The following is a 19,232-nucleotide window of genomic DNA, read 5'->3' on the forward strand; positions in this document are numbered from 1 at the left end:
GAGTCGGGCGGGGTGGCCGGGCGGTCACGGCCAGCCCGGAATGCGGGTCCGGGAGGGTCGAAACCGGCCGGGGACGTGGGTGGGGGCAATCGGCCTGCCTGACCTGTCGTAGCAGTTCAAGGCCTGTACGACGGCCTGCCGTCGGCCTGCCGGAGGTGTGCTGGGGCGGCAGGCCACGGGCAGGTCACGAGAAGGCCTCCTGGGCCGCTTTCACGTCGGCCAGGAGGTAGCCGGTGGGCTCGCCGGGCAGGTGCCGCAGCCGGGTGGAGGACAGCTCCACGCCGGCGTCGGTGAGGGCCTTGCGGAGGTGGCGGCCGATCATGGCGAGCCGGTCGGCGCGGTTGTCCCAGCGGCCCCACCGGTCCGCGTCGTCGGCATGCAGATGCTGGGCGAGCTGGGCGACGGTCAGGGCGTCGGGGTCCTGTTCGGCGCGGAAGGCTTCGCGCACCGTGAGCAGGATGGCGGGCGGTGGCGTGCTGTCGGCGTGGCAGCGGGCGAGCAGGTCCTGGTACTTCTGCCACAGCCCGGCCTCGGTGAGGGTGTGGGCGAGGTCCGGCAGTCCGGCGGCGGCGCGGTCGGTGCCGAGCAGGGCGGCCTGGGCGTCGGTGACCTCGCGGACCTGGTAGCGGATGGGCCGGTTGGGCATGCCGGGCAGGCCCTGGGCGTAGATCTGGCCGGCGTCGTTGATCTGGGTGTGGGTGGCGGCCTGGAGGAGGTCGGCGCGGTAGCCCTCGGCGATGGCGCCGCCGCCGAGGAGTTCGGTGACGTCGACGCGGCGGCAGGCTCCCAGCAGGCGGGCGGACAGCTTGGGGCCGATGGCCTGGCCGAGGTAGTCGCGGGTGCCGAACTGGCTGCCTGCCTCGAACCAGACGGCTTCCTTGCGGCCGAGCAGCAGCCCGCGCACCAGCTTCGCCTTGGCCTCGTCGCTCAGCTGCGGCCACTCGTCGGTGAACACCACGATGGCCGGGTGCTCTTCGCTGACGCGCCACTTGTTGCCCCAGCCGTAGCGGGCGCGCTGGCGGGCGCGGGCCGAGCACAGCTCCAGCAGGAAGTCCAGGACGGCCTGGATCAGCTCGTCGTCCATGCAGGCCGACAGCGTGATGGCCTCGCCCAGGGCGCCGACGCCGGTGCCGACCGGGTCGAGGTTGAACGCCACGGCGTCCCGGCAGGCGGTGACGGCTTCGGCGAGCGCGAGCATGACGCCGGACTTGCCGCCGCCGGAGTCGGCGACCATCAGCAGCATCAGCCCGGCCAGGGAGAACACGAGCGGGTTGCCGTCCATGGCCACGCCGAAGTCGGCCGCGTCCACGATCGACATCGACAGCGGCGGCCGGTACGGCAGCGGGCCGACCGCCTCGGGCGAGAAGGGGTCGCGCAGCAGCGCGCGGACGAACGCGCTGTCCCCGGCGTCCGGGTCGCCTTCGATCAGCAGCCCGTTGCGGCGCAGTCGCATTCGGGTGATCAGGGCCTTGTAGATGTCGTCCTTGTTCAGCTCGTCCGGGCTGCCGGTGGAAAACCGCACGTAGAACGACCAGCCCCACGGCTCCTCGACCGCCCTGGCGACCTCGGCGAGATCCCGGCCCTCGGCCCGGACGGCCCCGGCGAGCACGGCGGCGGCCTGCTCGGACGTGCTGGCCTCGGCAAGCGAGCCGGGGACCTGCTCATTTCCGGCCGCGAGGTCCTCGGCCGCCGCGGCCTGGGGATCGGCGGACGCGGCCGGGCTGTCCTCCTTCTGCGCGGCGGTGCGGGGTTCGTCGAGCTGGTAGTCGGCGGGCGCGTCGAGTTCGGGGATGAGCAGCTCGGCGGGGGCGGGCCGGGTGGTGAGCGGGATTGGGTGGCGGGTGAGCCACCAGCCGCCGCCGAGCAGGGCCGGGCCGGTGACCAAGCCGGAGACGGGTGCCGTGGCGGTGACGGTGACAAGAGCGCCGAGGGCGGGCACCACGACGAGGGTGAACCGGACGGCTCCGAGTGTCCCGCGCCACCGGGTGATCTGCTCCGCGGTGGGCTGGGCCGGGGTGAACGGCATGGCGTTGAGGACTGCCAGCCCGTTGCGGCGGCGGTCGGCCTCGGCCCCCAGGTCGCGCAGCCGGTTCTTCTCCGGACTCGTGAGGCCGTCCTCGCCCGCCTTGTCCACCAGCTTCGACAGCTGCTTGAGCGTGGTGTCCCGGGCGGTGCGGGCGTCGTCGCGGCGCTCGGTGTAGTGGTCGAGTTGCTTCTTGACGATGCGGCGGCGGATCTCGTCGCCGGTCATGTAGCGCAGTGCGGCCCAGTGCACGGTCAGGGCCCAGGCGTGGCGCAGGCCGGGCAGGGTGCGGACGGCGATGAAGCGGGCGGCGGTGGCCGCCGTGTGGGCGACGCGCCGGGCGGCTCGGCGGCGGGCCGCCGGTGCCGGTCCGGCGCCGGGTTGCGGCTCATCGTCGTCGATGAACTCGCCTTCGTACACGATCACTTCGGGCAGAAGAACGCTGTCGTCGTGGCTGGTCATGGCGGGGTACTCCAGAAAGGCGGGGTAGGCAAGGAGGGCAGGAAGGAAGGAGTCGCGGGCGCACGGCCGGGAGGCCGTTGGCGCCTTCGCGGGTCAGCCGCCGAAGACGTACAGGCCGATGTTGTTGCCGGTCAGCGTGGTGGCGCTGACGATCCAGCCCATGAACCCGAGGCTGGTGCCGTAGCAGACGGCCACGAGCGTGCCGCCGACCATTTCCTTCCAGTCCTTGGGCTTGCCGCGGGCGGCGATGAGCTTGATGACGTACCAGGTGATGCCGGTCAGGCCGATGGCCGCGCCGCCGGCGGAGACCGGGGTGACCGCAGTGCGGGGCGGGTTGGCGGTCACCGAGGCCCCGGCGGTCTTGTCCACGGCCTGCTGCCCGGCGACGTTCATGCCGTGGCGCAGGGCCCCGGCGATCTCGCCGAGGAATCCGCCGGAGTTGACGGTGATCAGCAGCATGAAGAAGCCCACCAGGATCAGCGTCTTCTTGTTGCGGAGCAGCTTGTACTTGAACCCGGCGATGATCGCGACGGTGGCGACGGCGCCGAAGACCAGGGCGCCGAAACCGGCGTTGGCGGGGGAGTTGTCGAACATGGTCAGGCTCCAGTCAGGAAGTGGGTGACAGCGCGCCAGGAGACGATCAGGACGCCGATTCCGGCGGCCCACAGCGCGGGGCGGGTGATGATCCAGCCGCGGGGCGAGCGCACCAGGCGCCACAGGCCCCGGCTGGTGAGAGTCAGTGACTTCCAGGCCAGTTCGCAGACGACTCCGAGCAGGCCCGGGGCGATCCGGCCGAGGAGGACGGCGCCCGTGCCGGCGAGGACGGCGCCGAGCGGGATGAAGACCGGGGCGGTGATCCCGCCGCGGCTGATGGTGTCGGCGACCCAGAGGGCGGCGGTGGTGTGGCCGAAGGGCGCGAAGCTGACCACCGCGATGGACAGCAGGTTGCGGACGGGCTGGAGCCGTCCCCAGTCCACGTCGTTGCCGTCGTCGCGGCTGGGGGCGCGTTCGGCGGCGGTCGCGGTGACGTCCGCCCAGTTGACCGCCTCGGCGACGGCCACCGCCAGGTCCTGGCTGACGGCTTCGGCCAGGCCCGGGGCGATGACGGGCGGTGCCGGGGGCGGCTGCTCGCCGGTGACCGCGCACCGCACCGCGCTGTCGGCACGCAGCGGACAGCCAGCGGCCACCGGGCAGAGGGAGCAGCAGCCCACCGGGGTCGGCTCGGCCGCCTGGGCACCGGCCCACCACGGCTCGTCGGCACTGGTGTCCTTGTTCAGCGAGGCCACCGCACGACCTCCCCGAGCAGGGCCAGCAGCCGCTCGCGCACCTTGATCTCGTCCTCGTCCGGCTCGGCACCGGCCACCGGACCGGGCTGCCAGTCCTCGGGCAACGGCGGCAGCGGGGGCTGCGGCCGGGACCGGTGGCGGGGGATGATCAGCCGGACGGCGGGCCGGTGGGAACGGCGGAAGAACATCAGGCTTCCTCTTCCGTGTCGGGGCGGGCGGGGACGGTGACCGGCTCGGCCGGGAGGGTCTTCTTCACCGCGCGGATCTGGTTGCGGACCCACTCCGCGTCCGCATCGAACTCGCGGCCGAGCTCGGTGGGCGACGGCGTATCGCCGTCGGCGAGCAGAGCGGTGATCCGTGTCCGCACCGCATCGCGCAGCTCCTCGCGCCCGGTGCCTCGCGATGCACGGGTACCGGCGTTGCGGGAGGCCCGGCGCTCGGTACGGCGCTGGCGGCTACCGGCCGCCGCACCGGGCCTCCCGGACGGGCCACCACCGGTGGCGGCGGGCCTACCGGTTGGAGCCCCAGCGTCCTTACCGCTGCCGTTACCGCTCGCGCTGCCGGTAGCCGGTGCGGCGTTACCGCTACCGGTAGCCGGGCCGTCATCGCTCGCGTTACCGATATCGGTAGCGGGGGCTTCACCGGTCGCGATACCGGTGGCGACAGCGGGGCTGTTACCGCTCGGGTTACCGGTGCCGGTACCGGGCGGCAGCGCGGGCGGTACGGCGGCGGGCACAGCCGGTGCCGTCGCCGCCGGTGTGGCAGCGGTGGCGGGTTGGTCGCGCAGCGCGTGGACCCGCCACAGCACGAACGGGCCGATGGAGACGACGAGAGCGACCAGCCACCAGGTGGGCTTGATGTCGTCACCGGTGCCGGTGACACCGAACAGTCCGGCCTCGGCGAGGTGGACCAGCACGTTCGCGATCACCATCAGGCTGATGGCGGTGAAGGCGTCGCGGTGGCGCCGGAACGCGGCGACCACGTACACGTCGATCGCGATCGGCAGCAGCGGCGCCACCCACACCGGGAAACCGACCAGCATCGCCAGCGACCACTCGCCCGACGCGGTCAGCCCGATCGCGGCGAACAGGGCGAACGTCGGCAGTTTCTTCGTCAGCTTCTCGCCGCGTTCCTGGTGCTGGTCGGCCTCCGTGCGGGCCTGATCCAGCAGCGCGTCCGCTTCTTCCTTCTCCTGGCGGGCCCGGGCCAGGGCCGTGTCCGCCTTCCGGCCGGTGGCCTCGGCCTGCTGCTGGGCGTCGGTCACCAGGGCCTCGGCCCGGCGCTGAGCCTCCTCAAGCAGCCGGGCGGCCTCCGCCTCGGTGGCCTGGCGGAAGGATTCCGCAGTCTCCTCGCGGCGGCGGGCCCCCGCATCGGTCTGCTGCTCGATGCGGCGGAGCTCGTCCTGGCCGGCCTCCCGCATGCGTGCGGCCGTGGTGCGGGCGTCGGCCAGGATCTCCTCGGCCGCCTCGCGGGCCTGGGACAGGACCGCCCGGGCGGCGGCGATCTGCTTCTCGGCCGCCCGGTGCGACTGCTGGACGTGCAGGTCGGCGACGAGTTTGCGCTGCTCGGCACCCTCGGCGTCGGCCTCGGCCTGGGCGGCGGCGGTGACCGCTTCGCGCCGCAGGGTCTGGGCCTCACGGTGGACACCGGCCAGCAGATCGGCCGCCTCGGCGTGGGCCGCCTCCAGGACGTCGGCGGCCGTCGGCTCCGGGGCCGGGGCGTCGATGATGTGGGCGCGGTGGGCGCCCGGGATGTTTGGTACGCGGTGGTGCTCGATCACCGGGGGTCTTCTTTCTGCTGTGTCCAGGTGGCGGCGAGTCGGTCGGCGGCCTGGGCCGCATCCGTCCTGCTCAGGGCCTGCTTCATGCGGGCGGTGGTCTGCTCGGCGTCGGTGGCGGCTTGGCGGGCCTGCTCGGCCCGGCCGATGGCCGCCTGCCAGGTGCGCACGCGGGTCACGAGGACCGCCTCCGGCTTCCCTGGCGGCCTTCCTGCCGCTCGCGCTCCTGGTCGGCCCACTTCCAGCCCTTGCGGTCGGTCTCGACGACGCTGCGGTGGTGGCGCTCGCGGCGCCGCGCGGACCGCTGTGCTTCCGCGCGCTCCCGCTTTTGGCTGGCCGACTCCTTGCCCGCGTAGGTGGTGGCGGCCATCTGCCGGTCGTTGCCGATGAGTCCGAAGAACGCCATCACGCACCTCCCGAGGTCATCGCGGTGATGTGGATGGTGGAGCTGCCACAGATGCCGCGGGCCTCCAGGTAGTCGCCGCTGGGCCGCAGCCCCGGGGCGTGAATCGCCTGGGCGAGGGTGTAGATGAGCGGGGCGGGCAGCGGGCGGCCGACATGCACGGCGACATCGGCGTCCAGCGGGGCCGCGTCGCTGAACAGGTCGAGCAGGTGCGCGACCAGGTCGGCGTCGTCCAGCACGGTGCCGGCGGACGGAGCGGGCGGGACGGCGGCCGGGATGGTGGCGGCCAGCAGCCGGGCCAGGCCCGCGCGCAGTTGCAGGATCGCCATCACCAGTGCGTCGGCGTCCATCTCCTTCAGCGGCAGCGCGATGGCCTCCGACAGCAGGTCACGGGCGCTTTCTGCGGCCTCGACCCGGCGTGCGGCCGGGGACGCGGCGGCCAGGCCGTTCCACGCCATCCGCATGTACTCGGCCAGCTCAGGGAACACCGGCTCCGTCAACGTGGGGGCGCGCTGCGGCAGTTCGCGGTTGTACGCGTTCACACCGCACCCCCGCTCCGCGCCTGCTGGCGGGTCCGGTAGATCTCCCGCCGCTCCTCCTGGCGCACCCCGCCGAAGACCCCGTTGATGCGCGTGATCTCCGACTGGGCCAGGTCCCGCTCCAGGCACACCGCTTGAACCCGGGCCGGGCATACCGCGCACACGGCCAGCGCCGACCGCTCGCCCTTGTTGGGCAGCTGGTCCAGCTCGGACGGGCGGGCGAAGAAGATCTGTGTGTCCAGCCCCGTGCAGGCAGCCTGCGGCCGGCCCCCGGCATCCACGGGCGATGCGCCGAACGGCAGTCGCAGTAACGAACCGGGCGAACGCCGTACCGCGGCGGCAGGCGCACTCGTACGCTTGGGCATGCGGAAGTCACTCCTCGAATCGGGTGGGCTTTCCGCGCAAGGACCCCTGAGATCGGTGGAAGGAGATCGGGGGTCCTTCGCGCGTTTCGGGCAAGGCAGTGCTGTACGGACGCAGGGCAAAACAGCCCCAACACCCCGTCGACTTCACTAGTGAAGTTGGTGAGATCGACCGTAACCGGAGATCGGCAACCCGGTCAAGAGTTCACTAGTGAAGTGCTTGTGACTTGCCTAGTGAAGGTGCTCTACTCTGAGCCCATGACGGCAAAGGACCCGAGGCCGCGCGGAGCGCAGCGGATCGCCGACGATCTCAGAGCAGAGATCGAATCCGGCGCCATCGAGCCGGGAGAAAAGCTCCCGACCACGCGCGAGCTTGTGGCGAAGTACCAGGTGACAGGCGAGACCGTCCGCCAGGCGATCCTCCGGCTGAAGAACGCCGGACTGGTCACCAGCAGGCAGGGCGGCGGCGTCTACGCCCGCGACCGCCCGCCGCTCAAGCGGCTCGGGATCCAGCGCTACGACAAGGCGAAATGGCGCGACAACGACGAGGTGGCGTTCATCGCCGATCGGGTCGCCTCGGGCCGTGAGTACAACCGCACCGACCAGACCCAGGCCGTCAGCCGGGTGCCAGCCACCCGAGAGATCGCCGCCGCACTGGGCATCCCGGAGGGCTCGGAGGTCTACGCGCGGGCCCGCCTGGTGAAGGAGAAAGGCCAGCCCACCCACACGCTGACCAGCTACTACCGGCCCAGCCACGTGGAGGGCACCCGGCTGGTCGACCCCACCCCCGGCCCGGCCGGAAAGGGCGGGGGCTTCCGCGTGTTCTACGAGCTCGGTCTGGAACCCGACCACATGACCGAGGAACTGCGGGCCCGCATGCCCACCCCCGCCGAGATAGAGCAGCTGGAGCTGCCGCCCGGCGAACCGGTCGTGATCCTCAAACGCACCACCTACACCGCCGACGAGACCGTGATCGAGTACGCCCTCGGCGTCCATGCCGCCAGCCGCTTCAGCTGGAGCTACAGCTTTCAGATGCCCGACTCCGCCCGTGACCAGGCCGAAAGGCAGGAATCATGACCAGTGAAGGAAAGCCCCGCGCGCTCGATGTGGCCGAACTGACCGCCCCGGGCGACGTGCCGTCCGCCGACGTGGTCGAGATGGCCCACCGCCGCCGACGGCACCAGGACCGCCTCGCGGGCACCGTCCGCGGCCTGCCCCCGGAGGAGACCGTCACGGCGGACGGCTCCGACGCCATCGCGGCCCTGGTCCTGGGCACCGCGATCACCGTGCAACTCGCAGACGAGCAGCCGCTCCTGTTCCGCGAGGCCCTGCGGCACGGCCGCGCCTGGAGCGAGATTGGCACAGCTGCCGGGCTCTCCGCCGACCAGGCCAGGGCCGCCTACATCGCTTGGGCGGCGGACCTCGACGAGCCCGAGCATGCACAAGCTCTCCGCCTGGCCGGATAGCACTCGCTCCCTGCACGTACCGGTGCCCCGTGAAGGTAATACTTCCTCCACGGGGCACCGCCCATTTGCGGGCGTGCGGCATGATCAGCCGTCATGGATCCCGCCGTCATCGCCGCACTCGTCTCCGCGCCGACCGCCGTCCTGGCCGCCGCAGCCGCCTACGCCGCAGGGAAAGCACAAGGGCGCGCCAGTCTCGACGCCGTGCGACGCCAGGCCCAACGCGATGCATACGCCCAGTTCCTCGAAGCCGCGTACGCGTTCAGTACCTCGTCACGCTGGCCGTCCTGCGTGGCCAGGGTCGAACGCGAGTTAACCGAATCCGGAACGTCGTCGGACGCCGAGGGCATCTATCGCCGCGCCGCTGAACTCCGGGTCGGTGTCAGCATCGGCCCTCTGCACCTCGCGAGCATCGTGGTCGGCCTTGAAGGACCGGAGCAAGTGGCGGCCGTGGCCAGCGAACTCGTCCGCCGCGCTCACGCCGTCCACGATGACGCCACGGTCATAGGCACGGGCAACGCCGAAGAACTCGCGCAGATGAACCTGGGTGCCTTCGGCAGCAGGGAGGCTGATACCCGGGTCATCAGGGCCATGGCCATCTTCAGCAACGTGGCCCGCCGCCACCTCAACGGTGATCCACTTCCGCGCGACGTATGGGCCGCCGAACGCGACCTCACCGACTCCGACGAAGCGGTTAACCCGCTCTTCCAGCCCTATCTGGGCAGGTCAGCGCCGTAGAAGTCGGCTGTCGAAGCCACCGTCCGCCAGCTGCTTGAAGGCTGCGGCCACGTCCCCCGGAACCTCCTGGGGGATCGTGAAGCCCTGCTCGGGATACACCATCACCCGCTGCAGCGCGCCCACCAGCATGTCGATGACCAGCTTCGCGTCCCCGATACCTTCGGCATACGCGGCCAGCCCCACCGGCTCCGACGCACACACCACGTCCACCCCGGGCCACACCTTCTTGAATGTCGCGTACGAGCGGCGCTCCTCGTACGGCTTGCACACCACCAGCACCGACTCCGGAACGATCCCGGCAGCGGCCAGCACCTGGCGGGAGAAGACGGCATTCTGCCCGGTGTTCGCCGCATTCGGTTCCACCAGCACCACCTTTTCCGGCACGCCGAGCTGCAGCGCGTGCTCGCGGTAGTGCACCGCCTCGCCGCGCGGAAAGCGCGCCTTGGTCGTCGGACTGTTGCCGCCGGTGAACACCAACACGGGGAACAGGCCCTGGCGGTAGAGGTCCACGGTGTGCGAGGCGACGCCCAGATCGTGGCTGCCCAGGCCGATTCCCGCGGAGCACGGCCGCAGCTCGTGGTGCATCTGGTGGTAGTCCCAGATCAGCTCCGCGTCCCGCCACTCCTGGGTGGTGATCACACGCTGCTGTCCTTTGGCATCTGCCACGACACGACTCCCTGATCGTTGCTGCTGTCGGCCTGCGGTGCATCCTGCCGTCGCGGCGTGATCGGCAGCCTGCCTGCCCCGCATGCAAACTATCTTGTCGCCAGGTGCTATTCATTGGGGCGGGTGCCTCGGGTGCTGCCCTGCCCTCCAGGCCGCCAACTTCGCCGAACCGGCTGTACGGGCAGGTCAGGGGCGGCAGACTGGGAACCCTGACCACCGTGAGCGGGAGGAAATAACCGGTGCCGTACGACCCCAGCCCCCTGTCACGGGACGCCGCGAAAACCCTGCGCGAGATCGCCCGGGACCTCGATAGCGGCAAGGCCGAGTACGACAGCCCGCGCAGCGCGGCCGGAGTCCTGCGCGATCTTCACGAGCTTGCCGAGCACCTGCCTCAGATCCTGCTGCAGACCTCCGCCGCAGTGGACCGGATGGCCCGCGACCGGGATGATGCCACCAGCCTGGCTCGCGCCATCGGCGAGGCCGCCACCACCGCCACGAACCTCGCCGACCAGCTCCGCCGCGCGCACGAGGCAGCCCAGGACGTCCGCGGGCGCTGAAAGCAAGTGACGCCGCCGGCGCCCGGCTCTGCGGCCATCTGCGCACTCAGCAGGTCAAGGAGCCGATAGCCTCCCAACGCCCACCGCAGTCAATTGCTTATAACGCCTCGTGGCCGGCGGCAGCCGACAAGAAGAAGTCTTGATTCAAGAAGACTCGTTATCCCTGACCTGGGCGCACCCATCGATGGGGCACTGACGAGGACTCTTCCCGCGGCCAATCGGCTTGTGTGCTTCCCACACGTCATCCATGCTTAGATTCTTCATGGAATCCCGCATGCGCTTGAGTGCGTTATCAGAGAATCGTGGATGCTTTTGTGATCCCATGACGAAAACGTAGAAGCATTTCGGGTCCTCGTCGATTCCTAGGTGCTGCCGCAAAGCCAACGCTTTAGGAGGCGAGATGTTGAGCTTCTTGGATAGCTCAGTTGCCGACCAGTGAAACTTTTTCTGGAGGTCAACTTCTCGAATTGCTGCCGCATCCGACGAGTCGTCGGCGAACTTGACTGGCGGTCCCTTCTTATCGAATCGGACAGTCAAGGTGGGCCCTTCTCCCGAAAACTCGGTAGAAATTTGCGCAAGAGCGGGGAAGACGGCATCCCTAGACTTCCCTTGAGATATCCCCTTCTCGACTCGATCTACGTCCCTCTCGCTGACGAGGCTTTCTTCGGAGGCGTGCCCCTCGATCGCCAAGAGGGTGCGAATCCTGGCCCGAGCCTCGTTCCGTGCCCTGCGCCCAGGCTGTAGGAGGTCCTGAATCTGAGTGAACTCCTGATCGATTAGAATCTCGAGCCCCATCGGAGGTTCAGTCGAAATAGGAAGGACTCGCAGTGGAAGGCTATCCGCCAGCCGCTCTCCAAAAACCCTAGTCAGGAGATCATCGAAAAGAGTGACGCCGGCGCGGGCGTGAACGAACAAGATGGGCTCGCTGACGGAATTAAACCAGTGCTGCTCGTCATCTCTAAGGGCGTCAATTGCCCGCAACGTTCCTGCCTCTGGATCCGTGATCTTGATGTTCGGTTCCTGGCGAGACAGTTGGAGGCATTTCTCGAAGCCGATCGACCGCCCAAGGCTCTTGTCGAAAACCTGCACGTCATTATGGACGAGGGCCGCTTTCAAGAGCATCTCGAAGGAGTGCTGGAGGCTTAGCAAGACAGCTGAGGTGCGACCTTCGTCGTCAACGGAGTTGAAGGCGACGGTCATTCCCTTGAGCGAGGCCAGAGCCTTTCGCTTCAGCACCCGCGTCGACTGCTTCAAGCCTGCCTCCCATCATGCGACGTTGATCGCATCGAAGCACGTGAGCAGGTTGGGCGTCCATCGATATGCGCACTTTGGTCAGGGCTGTCGTGTGTGCGTAGCCGGAGCCAGCGCTTCGTAGTTCGGAGAAGCGGCCCTGGCCACGGTCGCCTTCCATGACCGGGACGCCGGTCCCTGGGACCAGGCCGCCAGGAATGTTCAGGAGTGGGTCTTCGCCCCCGACAGCGTCACGGGCCAAGAGCTCAGGCTCAGTGACACGGCGGCCGTCACGGTGCTGCTGGCCTCCCTGTACGGCGACAAGGGACACGTCCTGGCCGAGGCGAATCGCTACCTGGAGCAGTCCCGTGGCGAGGAGTGAGCTGGCCGTCTGCAAGATCGTCGTGGCTGCGGCAGAGCCCTATCTGGCCGCTGTCGTCGCCCAGTTAGTGCAGGACGGGATCCCGGCCACCGGCTACAGCATTTTCCCGGACGAGTCGTCCGACGACATCCACGGTGAGGCGGAGGGATGGATCGAGATCCCCAATGAGTCCGCCACTACCCCGACATGCTGGAACTCGACCTGTGGCGGAACACGGTCTCGGGCGGGCGCGTCTTCACGCACTACGACCCCGACCCTCGGCCCGGCGATGGCCGGCAGTGCTGCCCCCGCCGGCGTCGACTACACGACGGCCGGGTCTCCGGAGCGGCCGTTCTACCGCCGACAGGGCGAGAACGTGTCCGCCCTTCTTGAGCGCCTTCAGGTGTACGGGCAGCCGGCCCCGCCAGGACGGTCCTGGCAGGCGGCTGTGCGACGCGACGATGGTGTCTGTGCGCGTGAGCGGGGCGGGCGGGGAGTCGGGGGTGGCTTCGCCGCCCGCCCCTGGTTCCGCCGTCTCCCGTTGCCCTTCTTCGCAAAGATTAGGGAGACGGCGGAGCGTGTCCCGCCGGGTGCGGGGAGGGCAGAGCTCGGCGGGGGCCTGGGGCTACTCGGTGAGCAGCTGGTGGAGGAAGGCGGCGTTGGCTGCCAGATCGTGGCCGAGGGCCACGGTGTGCTGGGGCAGCTTGGCGAGGTGGTCGGCGACGCTCTTGCGGGCGTCGCTGCTGCCGCTGCCGCCAGCCGGGGCGAGGCCGAGGATGTCGGGGTAGCGGTCCTCGGTCGCGCCGTGCATGAAGTCCGCGTCGCTGAACGTGCGGCGGCAGCCTTCGACGGCCGGGGCGGCGTCGTGCCGGATCCGTGGGAACAGCAGGGCCTGGGCGAGGCCGCCGGTGGCCAGCTTGAGGCCGAACCAGCTGGCGAACTGGTCGGGGTAGACCTGCACCTTGCGCTCGCGCTTGCCACCGGGCTCCCACAGCGGTTCGCGCCGCCCGGCCAGAACTGCGTCGGTGACGTCTGGGTGCTGGGTGGGGTGGAGGGCCTCGCCGGCCTCAAGGCGCTTGCGGGCGACGTTGTACCAGCCCAGCGCGTCCAGCAGACCGAGGCCGATCGCGGCGGCCGACGGCCAGGGCAGGACGCGCAGCTGGCCCTTGTCGTCCGGACGGACGAAGATCCGGTCGTTGGCCAGCAGTTGCCAGCCCAGATTCGCTAGGGCGAGCGCGGTGGTGGTCTTGCCTGCACCCTTTTCGCCGAAGGTGAGCACGGTGCGGCAGTTGTCGGTCACGGCGGAGGCGTGCAGCAGGGTCCAGCCGCCCTGCAGCAGCAGGCCGCGCATGGCATCCCGGGCGATCCGCGCTGCGGCCAGCGCCACGGGCTCGCTCTCGACGCCGATCACGGACAGGCGGCCAGTGGCCGGCTCGTGCCGGTAGGCCAGCTGCTGCGTGGGGCTGACTGCGGTGATTGTGCCCTCGGAGTCGCGGGCCACGAGCGTGGCCGCCTTGGCGTAGGTGGTCTCCTCGTGCGGGCACGTCTCCACCAGGGCCTGGAGCTGGGCGTACTGGTCGGCGTCGACGTCGGCGAAGACCACCGGTGCGGCGCACACACTGGCGGGCGGCACCTCGAAGGCGCTCCACCACGAGCCGAAGTAGCGGCGCGCGTAGTCGGTGACCGCGGGGGTGTTGCTGACCATCGTGATATTGACGTCCGCGGCGTGCAGCCGCGTGGCGGTGAGGGTGTTCATGAAGCCCTTTCTCTGTCAGGAGATTCCAGTTCGGGCAGGGACCGCACGGCCTGGTAGACGGTGCGGAGCTTGGTGTCGGCCGCGGTGAACTGCCGCTGCTCGGCCGCGTCGAGGGAGGGCAGGCACGCTACGGGCCGACCTCGGGTGAAACGCAACGGAATTCCCAGCCAGCCGCCTCCATACGGGGCGGACAGCTCCTCGATCCCGTCCTCCACCGAGAGGGTCTTGCGCAGCGCGGAGAGCACGGCGCCGGCGGGCCCGGAACGGGTGCGGCCGATGCCCGCGCTGATCCCCTTGGCCCTGGTGGCGAGCTCGTCACGGAGCTGCTGCAGCGGCAGCGGGATCCGCTGGTCGTTGACCGTGGTGGCCGAGGCGCACACCACGGCGGCGTCCCCGTGCTCGCCGATCACGTGCCCGGACACCACGGCGGCCGGGACGTGCAGGTGGCGGGCGAGGGCGGCCCGGTAGCGGGCGCTGTCCAGGTTCGAGCCGATACCGAACACCTGCTCGCAGCCGGAGAGTTCGGCGAACAGCCGGGTCATCACGTCGACCGGGTTGGTCACCACCAGCACCGTCCCGGTGTAGCCGCGCAGCGCGGCTGCCAGCTGACCGATGGCGGGCGCGTTCGCCGCCGCACCGCCCATGCGGACGTCGGCGCGATGGGTGTTGGTGAAGGCCGCCCGCACGGCGATGACCACTGCCTGGCAGTCGGCCAGGTCGACCACTCGACCAGCGCGGGGATGCAGGGGTGAGACGGTGGCCTGCCGCATGTCGTCGATGTCCGCGGCCAGGGCGGCGGCCTGCTCCGGGGTGCGGCTGGCGATCAGCAGGCGGCGGCAGAAGCCGGCCGAGCACAGCGTGGTGGCCACGGCCTGGCCGACCGCCCCCGCCCCTACGAGGCCGATCACGTCCACGACGGGTGTCGGGGTCATCCGGTCACCGTCTTGGCCTGGGCCAGCGCGGTGTCCCACACGCGGTGCGCGTCCAGACCGCCACCCAGAGCGGCGCTGATGCGGTCGGCCATGGTGCACACCGCCACAGCCCGCTCTACCAGCGGGCACCCTCGCGGCGGCAGCGGCAGCACCGCCGGGGCCGACAGGAAGGTGGTGAGGATATTCACGGTGTCCATCAGCCACACGATCAGCACCTCGCGCAGCCACGAGCGGGCCGCCTTGGGCGCCATCGGCCGCATCCGCTGCTCGGCGAACGCCCCGAGCCCCTGCACGATCTGCTCGACCGCCGCAGCGCCGGGGCGGGCGGAGGCGAGCAGGAGCACGGTGCGGCTGGTCAGCTTGGCGGCGTCCACCGAGGCCCTCGCCCGCAGCAGACCGGGATCGATGAGGACCGGCCGCCCGCCAGGCCCGTCGGGAAACACCAGGTGCTCGGGCTTGAGATCGCCGTACGTCAGAACGGCCTGGCCCGGCGCGAGTACGGTCGGCCGCATCCGGTGCAGCCCTGCGACCACCGCCCGCAGCAGCGCGGCCACCTCGGCCCGCTCGGCCTCGGTGCACCGCTCAGCGCCCAGGCGTCCCAGATAGGTCTGGCCGCTGATCCCGTTGAACTTCCGCTGGAACGTGGCTGCCACGCTCCGCTCGGAGATCGCCCCGGCCGGGGCCAGCCGCTGGGCGGTGCGCGAGCGGTGGAGCCGGTGCAGGTCGGCGAAGACAGACTCGAACAGCCCGGCCGTACTCGCCGGGTCGCGTAACAGCAGGGAGGCCAGCGTCGGCCCGGGTACCGGCGCGGTGAACAGCACCCCGTGCGCAAGCCCGGCAACCTCGCATACCTGGGGCCGTCCCAGGTCGGCCAGCAGCCGCAGTTGCGCGGCCTCCCGTACAAGCAGGGCATCTGGCCGCTGGACATACCCGGCCTGGGCGCGCTGCACCTCGGTCCAGTCACCGGCGACGCCGCGCAGGATCGACACCAGCGACATCCCCAGGAAGGAGTGCTTGGCGTACAGCTCCCGGCCGCCCACGCGGATGCGGTGCACGTAGCCGGTGACACTCGGGATGTGAGAGGACAACTCCACGCTGGCGCCAGGCCAGAGTTCAGCGGCGGCCGAGCAGATCTCATCGCGGGCGAAGGCGAAGACCTCGGCCACGTCCGGCACCGGCCCCGGGGACGTGCTTACTGCGGCTGTGCTCACGAATGACTCCTTCGCGCTCGGCAGGCCGCGTCAGCGGCGTGCGGGCAGATGGGTGTTCTGCGAAGCCGTCAGGGCCGCCCGCAGCGTGGCGGGCTGGGACCACTCCTGGGCGCACGGCGGCAGCGCACGGTCGGCACGGTGGGCCAACGGCAGGAAGGAAACGGGTCGCGCACTCCAGGCCAGCCGGAGCTGCTCGTGCCGCAAAGCGATGGCGAACGGCTTGCCGCGCTCCAGCGCGGCAGCGGTGGGATTCGAACCGAACAGCAGCCACTCGTGGACCGGCTCGGCCTCGGCCTCGTCGGCCACGGAGACCAGCATGCGTACGGCGATGCGGATCCAGCGCACGGCATCGAGGGCGGCATAGGCGTCGAGAGAGCCGACGAGCACCGTGCTGTCCGACTCCGTGGAGGTCAGCAGACACTCGCACCAGAACCCCGGCTGGGTGCTGGCGGTGCTCGGCAGCGCGTTGCCGTCGGAAGGCGCCCTCATGCCTCACACCCCGCAGGCGCAGGAAGCGACGCCCACACCGTCTTGCCGCCTCTCTCCCTGGGCCTCCACCCCCACTCCGCGGCTAGGGCCTGCACCAGGAGCAGGCCGCGGCCCTCCTCTGCCTCCGCGCCGACCCGGCGCGGGACAGGCCACTGTGCGGAGCCGTCATTGACCTCCAGCAGCGCCCGGCCCTCCGCCAGCTGCAGCCGCAAGGTGGCCTCACCGCCGGCGTGCCTGAGCGCATTGGAGGCCAGCTCGGACGCCACCACCGCCATGTCATCGGCGATCTCGCTTGCGCCCCAGGACGCCAGCGTCGCCCGCACCGACCGCCGCACCTCGGCGACCAGCGCCTTGTCCGAAGCGATGCTTATCTCCAGGGCCCGGACCGCGGCGGAGGAGGAACCGGCCTGTGTCAGGCCAGGATCGGTATGGGTAGTCAGGTGCATGACGCTGCATCACCCCGAGGCACATCGGCAGGAACGGGCGACACCGCGAACCAAGTTCGCTAGTGAAGCGGGCCCCTACTGTTGCGCTGTCGCAGCATGCAGGGCCATCCCGTCCGACCGCCAACTTGCGGCCACGGTCTCCCGGTTCAACCGGGAAAGAACACAGGCGTGTTGACGCGCCCCGCGCCGCGCTACCGTGCTGAACAAGGTGTGATCCCCACACGGCCGAGAGGGGGATGGGTGCCAGCAAAACCCCGTAGCCGCAGGCAAGAACAGGTGCAGTTCGCCACCGAGCTGCGGGCGGCCGGCAAGACCTGGCCCGACGTGGCCGCCGCCGTCCGGCATCGCTACCGGGTCAACGCCCGCGTGGCGCCCCGACTGGCCCGCGGCCTGAGCCAGCGCCAGGTCGCCGAGCTGTGGAACCAGCACTGGCCGGACGACCCCAAGACCTTCAAGAACATCTCCACCTGGGAACTCTGGCCGTCCAGCACCGGACACGCCCCCTCACTCGACACCCTGGACCGGCTCGCCCAGCTCTACGAATGCGCCGTCCCCGACCTGCTCACCGATCTCCCCAACCACGGCCACCCGCCGCCACACTCGCCACCGGCCCCAGCAGCACCCGCCCCGGCGGCCGGCGCCGACCTCCTGGACGGCCTGGCCGCCGAACCGCTCATGCTCACCCCGCAGCTGGCCAGCACCCTGGTCCACCGGCTGCACGACGTACGCTTCGAGGAACTGGCACAGGCATTGATCATGTGGGTACAGCAGGCCAACCCCGGGCTCAACCGCCGCGAACTGCTCCTGAAGATCAGCACCGCGCTCACCGTGGCCGCCGCGGCGCCGCTGCTGGACATCGCCGACGCCGACGAACGCGACCGCGTCGCCGCCGTCCTTGACGACCCCAGCCGCCTGGACCTAGCCACCATCACCCAGGCTGAGCGCGTCCTTCAGCACTACCGCCGCCAGGGCGACGTCCTCGGCCCGCAGATCGCCCTGCAGACCGCCCTCGCCCAGCGCCAGGTCATCTCCGACCTCGTCACCAGCGCCCCCGAAGCCCTTCGTCCCCGGGTACTGACCGTGTACGCCGAGCTCAGTCAGATGGTCGGCTGGCAGCTATACAACCTCGGCGACTACCGGGCCGCCCAGTACTACTACGACGACGCCCGCACCGCCGCCCACGATGCCGAGAACACCGAACTCGTCACCTACGTCCTGTGCACCATGAGCCAGTTGGCCACCTGGCAGAACAAGCCCCGCGTCGGCATCGACCACGCCATCGCCGCCCAGGCCTGGGCCGTCCAGACCGACAGCCCGGCCGCCCGCGGCTACGCCGCCGACGTCGCCGCCCGCGCCTTCGCCGCCGCCCAGCAGAACGAAAAGGCCCACCGCGCCCTCGAACAGGAACACGCCGCCGTACGCGGCATGGCCGCCAGCACCCCGCTCGCCTCCTGGTGGTACTTCTACGACGAGTCCTTCTACTGGGGCACCAACGCCGAATGCGCCCTCGTCCTCGGCACCCCCGAGAAGGCCCTCGCTGCGGCCCGCACCTCACTGCCGATGATCGACCCCACCAACGTGCACAACTACGCCCACACCCTCGCCCTGCAGAGCCAAGCCCACCTCCAGCAGGGCGATATCGCCGAGGCCAGCGCCATCGTCGGCGACATCGCCCACATCTCCGGCGTCAACCGCTCCCCGCGCATCACCCAGCGCATCGCCGACCTCCGCACCGCCCTCACCCCCTGGCAGCGCAGCCGCGCCGTCCGCAAACTCGACGACCTCCTGGCCCACTACCGGCTGACCGGCAACTCCAGCACGAACAAGTCGTAAGCCGAGTAAAAGTCCCCCTCATCCCCGGGAATCCGGCCCACCCGCCGCCACCCCCAGGACTCATACACCGGCTGCGCCGCAGCATCCGGGCCCGTCGCCAGCGTCGCCCGCTCCTCACCCCGCGCGCCCAGCGCAGCGTCATGCAGCGCCCGGCCCACCCCCCTGCCCTGCCAGGCCCGCCGCACCTCGATCTCCGACAACACCCACGTCCGTGACCCCGTCTCCTCTAAGAACTCCACCGACGGCTCCGGCTGCACCCCGCCCCACCAGTGCGTATCCCCGGCCGGAAGCGTGTAGCCAAAGACGAACCCGACCAGCCGGCCCCCGCCCCGCGCTGTCACCAGGCCAAAGCCTGGCCGCTCGAACTGCTTCTCCGACCGGCGACGGAACGCAGCCGTCTTCTCCCCACCCGGCTCCACGCCGTACGCGTCCGCGTACACATCACACAACTCCACCAGCAGCGCAGCGGTTTCCGCACCGTCGTGATGCTCCAGGAACACGTCGTTGATCGTCATGCCGGTCAGGCTATGAGCTTCGATCCGGAGGGAACAGAGTCCGTGCATCGCCGGGCCAGAGCGGAGAACGGAGGCGGACGCCAACAATTGAGGCTGCAGGCTAGGCGGGTGAGGAAGCCATGGCAGAGTTCGACCCGGCAGTCACGATGCAAGGGCAAGCGGGTCTTCTCCAATAGTTCAGCG

Annotated in this window: 22 protein-coding genes; 5 read left to right on the forward strand and 17 right to left on the reverse strand. The window is 70.4% G+C overall.

Annotated elements, in window-relative coordinates; translation table 11 throughout:
• Positions 1–184: 184 nt before the first annotated feature.
• From FNV62_RS35885 to FNV62_RS35925, 9 genes are all read right to left on the reverse strand, one after another.
• Complete coding sequence (locus FNV62_RS35885; RefSeq protein ID WP_144315802.1) at positions 185–2,485, reverse strand: hypothetical protein; 2,301 nt, start codon at positions 2,483–2,485, stop codon at positions 185–187.
• 93 nt (positions 2,486–2,578) lie between these two features.
• Positions 2,579–3,079, reverse strand: coding sequence for a hypothetical protein (locus FNV62_RS35890; RefSeq protein ID WP_144315803.1), 501 nt, complete (start codon positions 3,077–3,079; stop codon positions 2,579–2,581).
• 2 nt (positions 3,080–3,081) lie between these two features.
• Positions 3,082–3,771 (reverse strand): hypothetical protein, encoded by a 690-nt coding sequence (locus FNV62_RS35895; protein WP_144315804.1) that lies wholly within the window; start codon positions 3,769–3,771, stop codon positions 3,082–3,084.
• Positions 3,759–3,959, reverse strand: coding sequence for a hypothetical protein (locus FNV62_RS35900; RefSeq protein WP_144315805.1), 201 nt, complete (start codon positions 3,957–3,959; stop codon positions 3,759–3,761). The genes FNV62_RS35895 and FNV62_RS35900 overlap by 13 nt, the downstream gene beginning before the upstream one ends.
• Positions 3,959–5,551, reverse strand: coding sequence for a hypothetical protein (locus tag FNV62_RS35905; protein WP_144315806.1), 1,593 nt, complete (start codon positions 5,549–5,551; stop codon positions 3,959–3,961). The genes FNV62_RS35900 and FNV62_RS35905 overlap by 1 nt, the downstream gene beginning before the upstream one ends.
• Positions 5,548–5,727, reverse strand: coding sequence for a hypothetical protein (locus FNV62_RS35910; RefSeq protein ID WP_144315807.1), 180 nt, complete (start codon positions 5,725–5,727; stop codon positions 5,548–5,550). Before FNV62_RS35910 ends, FNV62_RS35905 begins: the two co-directional genes overlap by 4 nt.
• Positions 5,724–5,954 (reverse strand): hypothetical protein, encoded by a 231-nt coding sequence (locus tag FNV62_RS35915; RefSeq protein WP_144315808.1) that lies wholly within the window; start codon positions 5,952–5,954, stop codon positions 5,724–5,726. Before FNV62_RS35915 ends, FNV62_RS35910 begins: the two co-directional genes overlap by 4 nt.
• The gene (locus tag FNV62_RS35920; protein WP_144315809.1) at positions 5,954–6,493 is read right to left on the reverse strand and encodes a hypothetical protein; all 540 of its coding nucleotides are present in this window, start codon (positions 6,491–6,493) and stop codon (positions 5,954–5,956) included. Before FNV62_RS35920 ends, FNV62_RS35915 begins: the two co-directional genes overlap by 1 nt.
• The gene (locus FNV62_RS35925; protein WP_144315810.1) at positions 6,490–6,855 is read right to left on the reverse strand and encodes a WhiB family transcriptional regulator; all 366 of its coding nucleotides are present in this window, start codon (positions 6,853–6,855) and stop codon (positions 6,490–6,492) included. Before FNV62_RS35925 ends, FNV62_RS35920 begins: the two co-directional genes overlap by 4 nt.
• Before the next feature lie 255 nt (positions 6,856–7,110).
• Between FNV62_RS35925 and FNV62_RS35930 the strand changes: the two genes are divergently transcribed.
• The 3 genes from FNV62_RS35930 (at position 7,111) to FNV62_RS35940 (ending at position 9,053) form a co-directional block, all read left to right on the forward strand.
• Complete coding sequence (locus FNV62_RS35930; protein ID WP_144315811.1) at positions 7,111–7,929, forward strand: GntR family transcriptional regulator; 819 nt, start codon at positions 7,111–7,113, stop codon at positions 7,927–7,929.
• Positions 7,926–8,318, forward strand: a complete 393-nt coding sequence (locus FNV62_RS35935; RefSeq protein ID WP_144315812.1) for a hypothetical protein — start codon at positions 7,926–7,928, stop codon at positions 8,316–8,318. The genes FNV62_RS35930 and FNV62_RS35935 overlap by 4 nt, the downstream gene beginning before the upstream one ends.
• 93 nt (positions 8,319–8,411) lie before the next feature.
• Complete coding sequence (locus FNV62_RS35940) at positions 8,412–9,053, forward strand: hypothetical protein (protein ID WP_144315813.1); 642 nt, start codon at positions 8,412–8,414, stop codon at positions 9,051–9,053.
• Here FNV62_RS35940 and FNV62_RS35945 read toward each other — a convergent pair.
• Positions 9,042–9,719, reverse strand: a complete 678-nt coding sequence (locus FNV62_RS35945) for a YdcF family protein (RefSeq protein ID WP_225900480.1) — start codon at positions 9,717–9,719, stop codon at positions 9,042–9,044. The two genes, FNV62_RS35940 and FNV62_RS35945, sit on opposite strands and share 12 nt — an antisense overlap.
• Before the next feature lie 239 nt (positions 9,720–9,958).
• Here FNV62_RS35945 and FNV62_RS35950 point away from each other — a divergent pair, with 239 nt between their 5' ends.
• Entirely contained in the window at positions 9,959–10,276 is a 318-nt protein-coding gene (locus FNV62_RS35950) for a hypothetical protein (protein ID WP_144315815.1), read from the forward strand.
• A gap of 144 nt (positions 10,277–10,420) precedes the next feature.
• Here FNV62_RS35950 and FNV62_RS35955 read toward each other — a convergent pair whose 3' ends face one another.
• From FNV62_RS35955 to FNV62_RS35980, 6 genes are all read right to left on the reverse strand, one after another.
• Entirely contained in the window at positions 10,421–11,530 is a 1,110-nt protein-coding gene (locus tag FNV62_RS35955) for a hypothetical protein (protein WP_205523173.1), read from the reverse strand.
• Between the two features lie 962 nt (positions 11,531–12,492).
• The gene (locus FNV62_RS35960; protein WP_144315816.1) at positions 12,493–13,623 is read right to left on the reverse strand and encodes a hypothetical protein; all 1,131 of its coding nucleotides are present in this window, start codon (positions 13,621–13,623) and stop codon (positions 12,493–12,495) included.
• Positions 13,620–14,555, reverse strand: a complete 936-nt coding sequence (locus tag FNV62_RS35965) for a lactate/malate family dehydrogenase (protein ID WP_144315817.1) — start codon at positions 14,553–14,555, stop codon at positions 13,620–13,622. Before FNV62_RS35965 ends, FNV62_RS35960 begins: the two co-directional genes overlap by 4 nt.
• A complete protein-coding gene (locus tag FNV62_RS35970; RefSeq protein WP_144315818.1) occupies positions 14,552–15,766 on the reverse strand; it encodes a phosphotransferase in 1,215 nt (404 codons plus the stop codon). Before FNV62_RS35970 ends, FNV62_RS35965 begins: the two co-directional genes overlap by 4 nt.
• 30 nt (positions 15,767–15,796) lie before the next feature.
• A complete protein-coding gene (locus FNV62_RS35975) occupies positions 15,797–16,255 on the reverse strand; it encodes a hypothetical protein (protein ID WP_144315819.1) in 459 nt (152 codons plus the stop codon).
• Positions 16,252–16,701 carry an ATP-binding protein gene (locus FNV62_RS35980; protein WP_144315820.1) on the reverse strand — a complete coding sequence of 150 codons (450 nt, stop codon included), beginning with the start codon at positions 16,699–16,701 and terminating at the stop codon, positions 16,252–16,254. The genes FNV62_RS35975 and FNV62_RS35980 overlap by 4 nt, the downstream gene beginning before the upstream one ends.
• Positions 16,702–16,977: 276 nt before the next feature.
• Here FNV62_RS35980 and FNV62_RS35985 point away from each other — a divergent pair, with 276 nt between their 5' ends.
• Complete coding sequence (locus tag FNV62_RS35985; RefSeq protein ID WP_144315821.1) at positions 16,978–18,534, forward strand: hypothetical protein; 1,557 nt, start codon at positions 16,978–16,980, stop codon at positions 18,532–18,534.
• Here FNV62_RS35985 and FNV62_RS35990 read toward each other — a convergent pair.
• Complete coding sequence (locus FNV62_RS35990; protein WP_144315822.1) at positions 18,495–19,049, reverse strand: GNAT family N-acetyltransferase; 555 nt, start codon at positions 19,047–19,049, stop codon at positions 18,495–18,497. The genes FNV62_RS35985 and FNV62_RS35990 overlap by 40 nt on opposite strands.
• Between the last annotated feature and the right edge of the window lie 183 nt (positions 19,050–19,232).

The organism is Streptomyces sp. RLB3-17, assembly GCF_007113425.2.
Taxonomy (GTDB): domain Bacteria; phylum Actinomycetota; class Actinomycetes; order Streptomycetales; family Streptomycetaceae; genus Streptomyces; species Streptomyces mirabilis_D.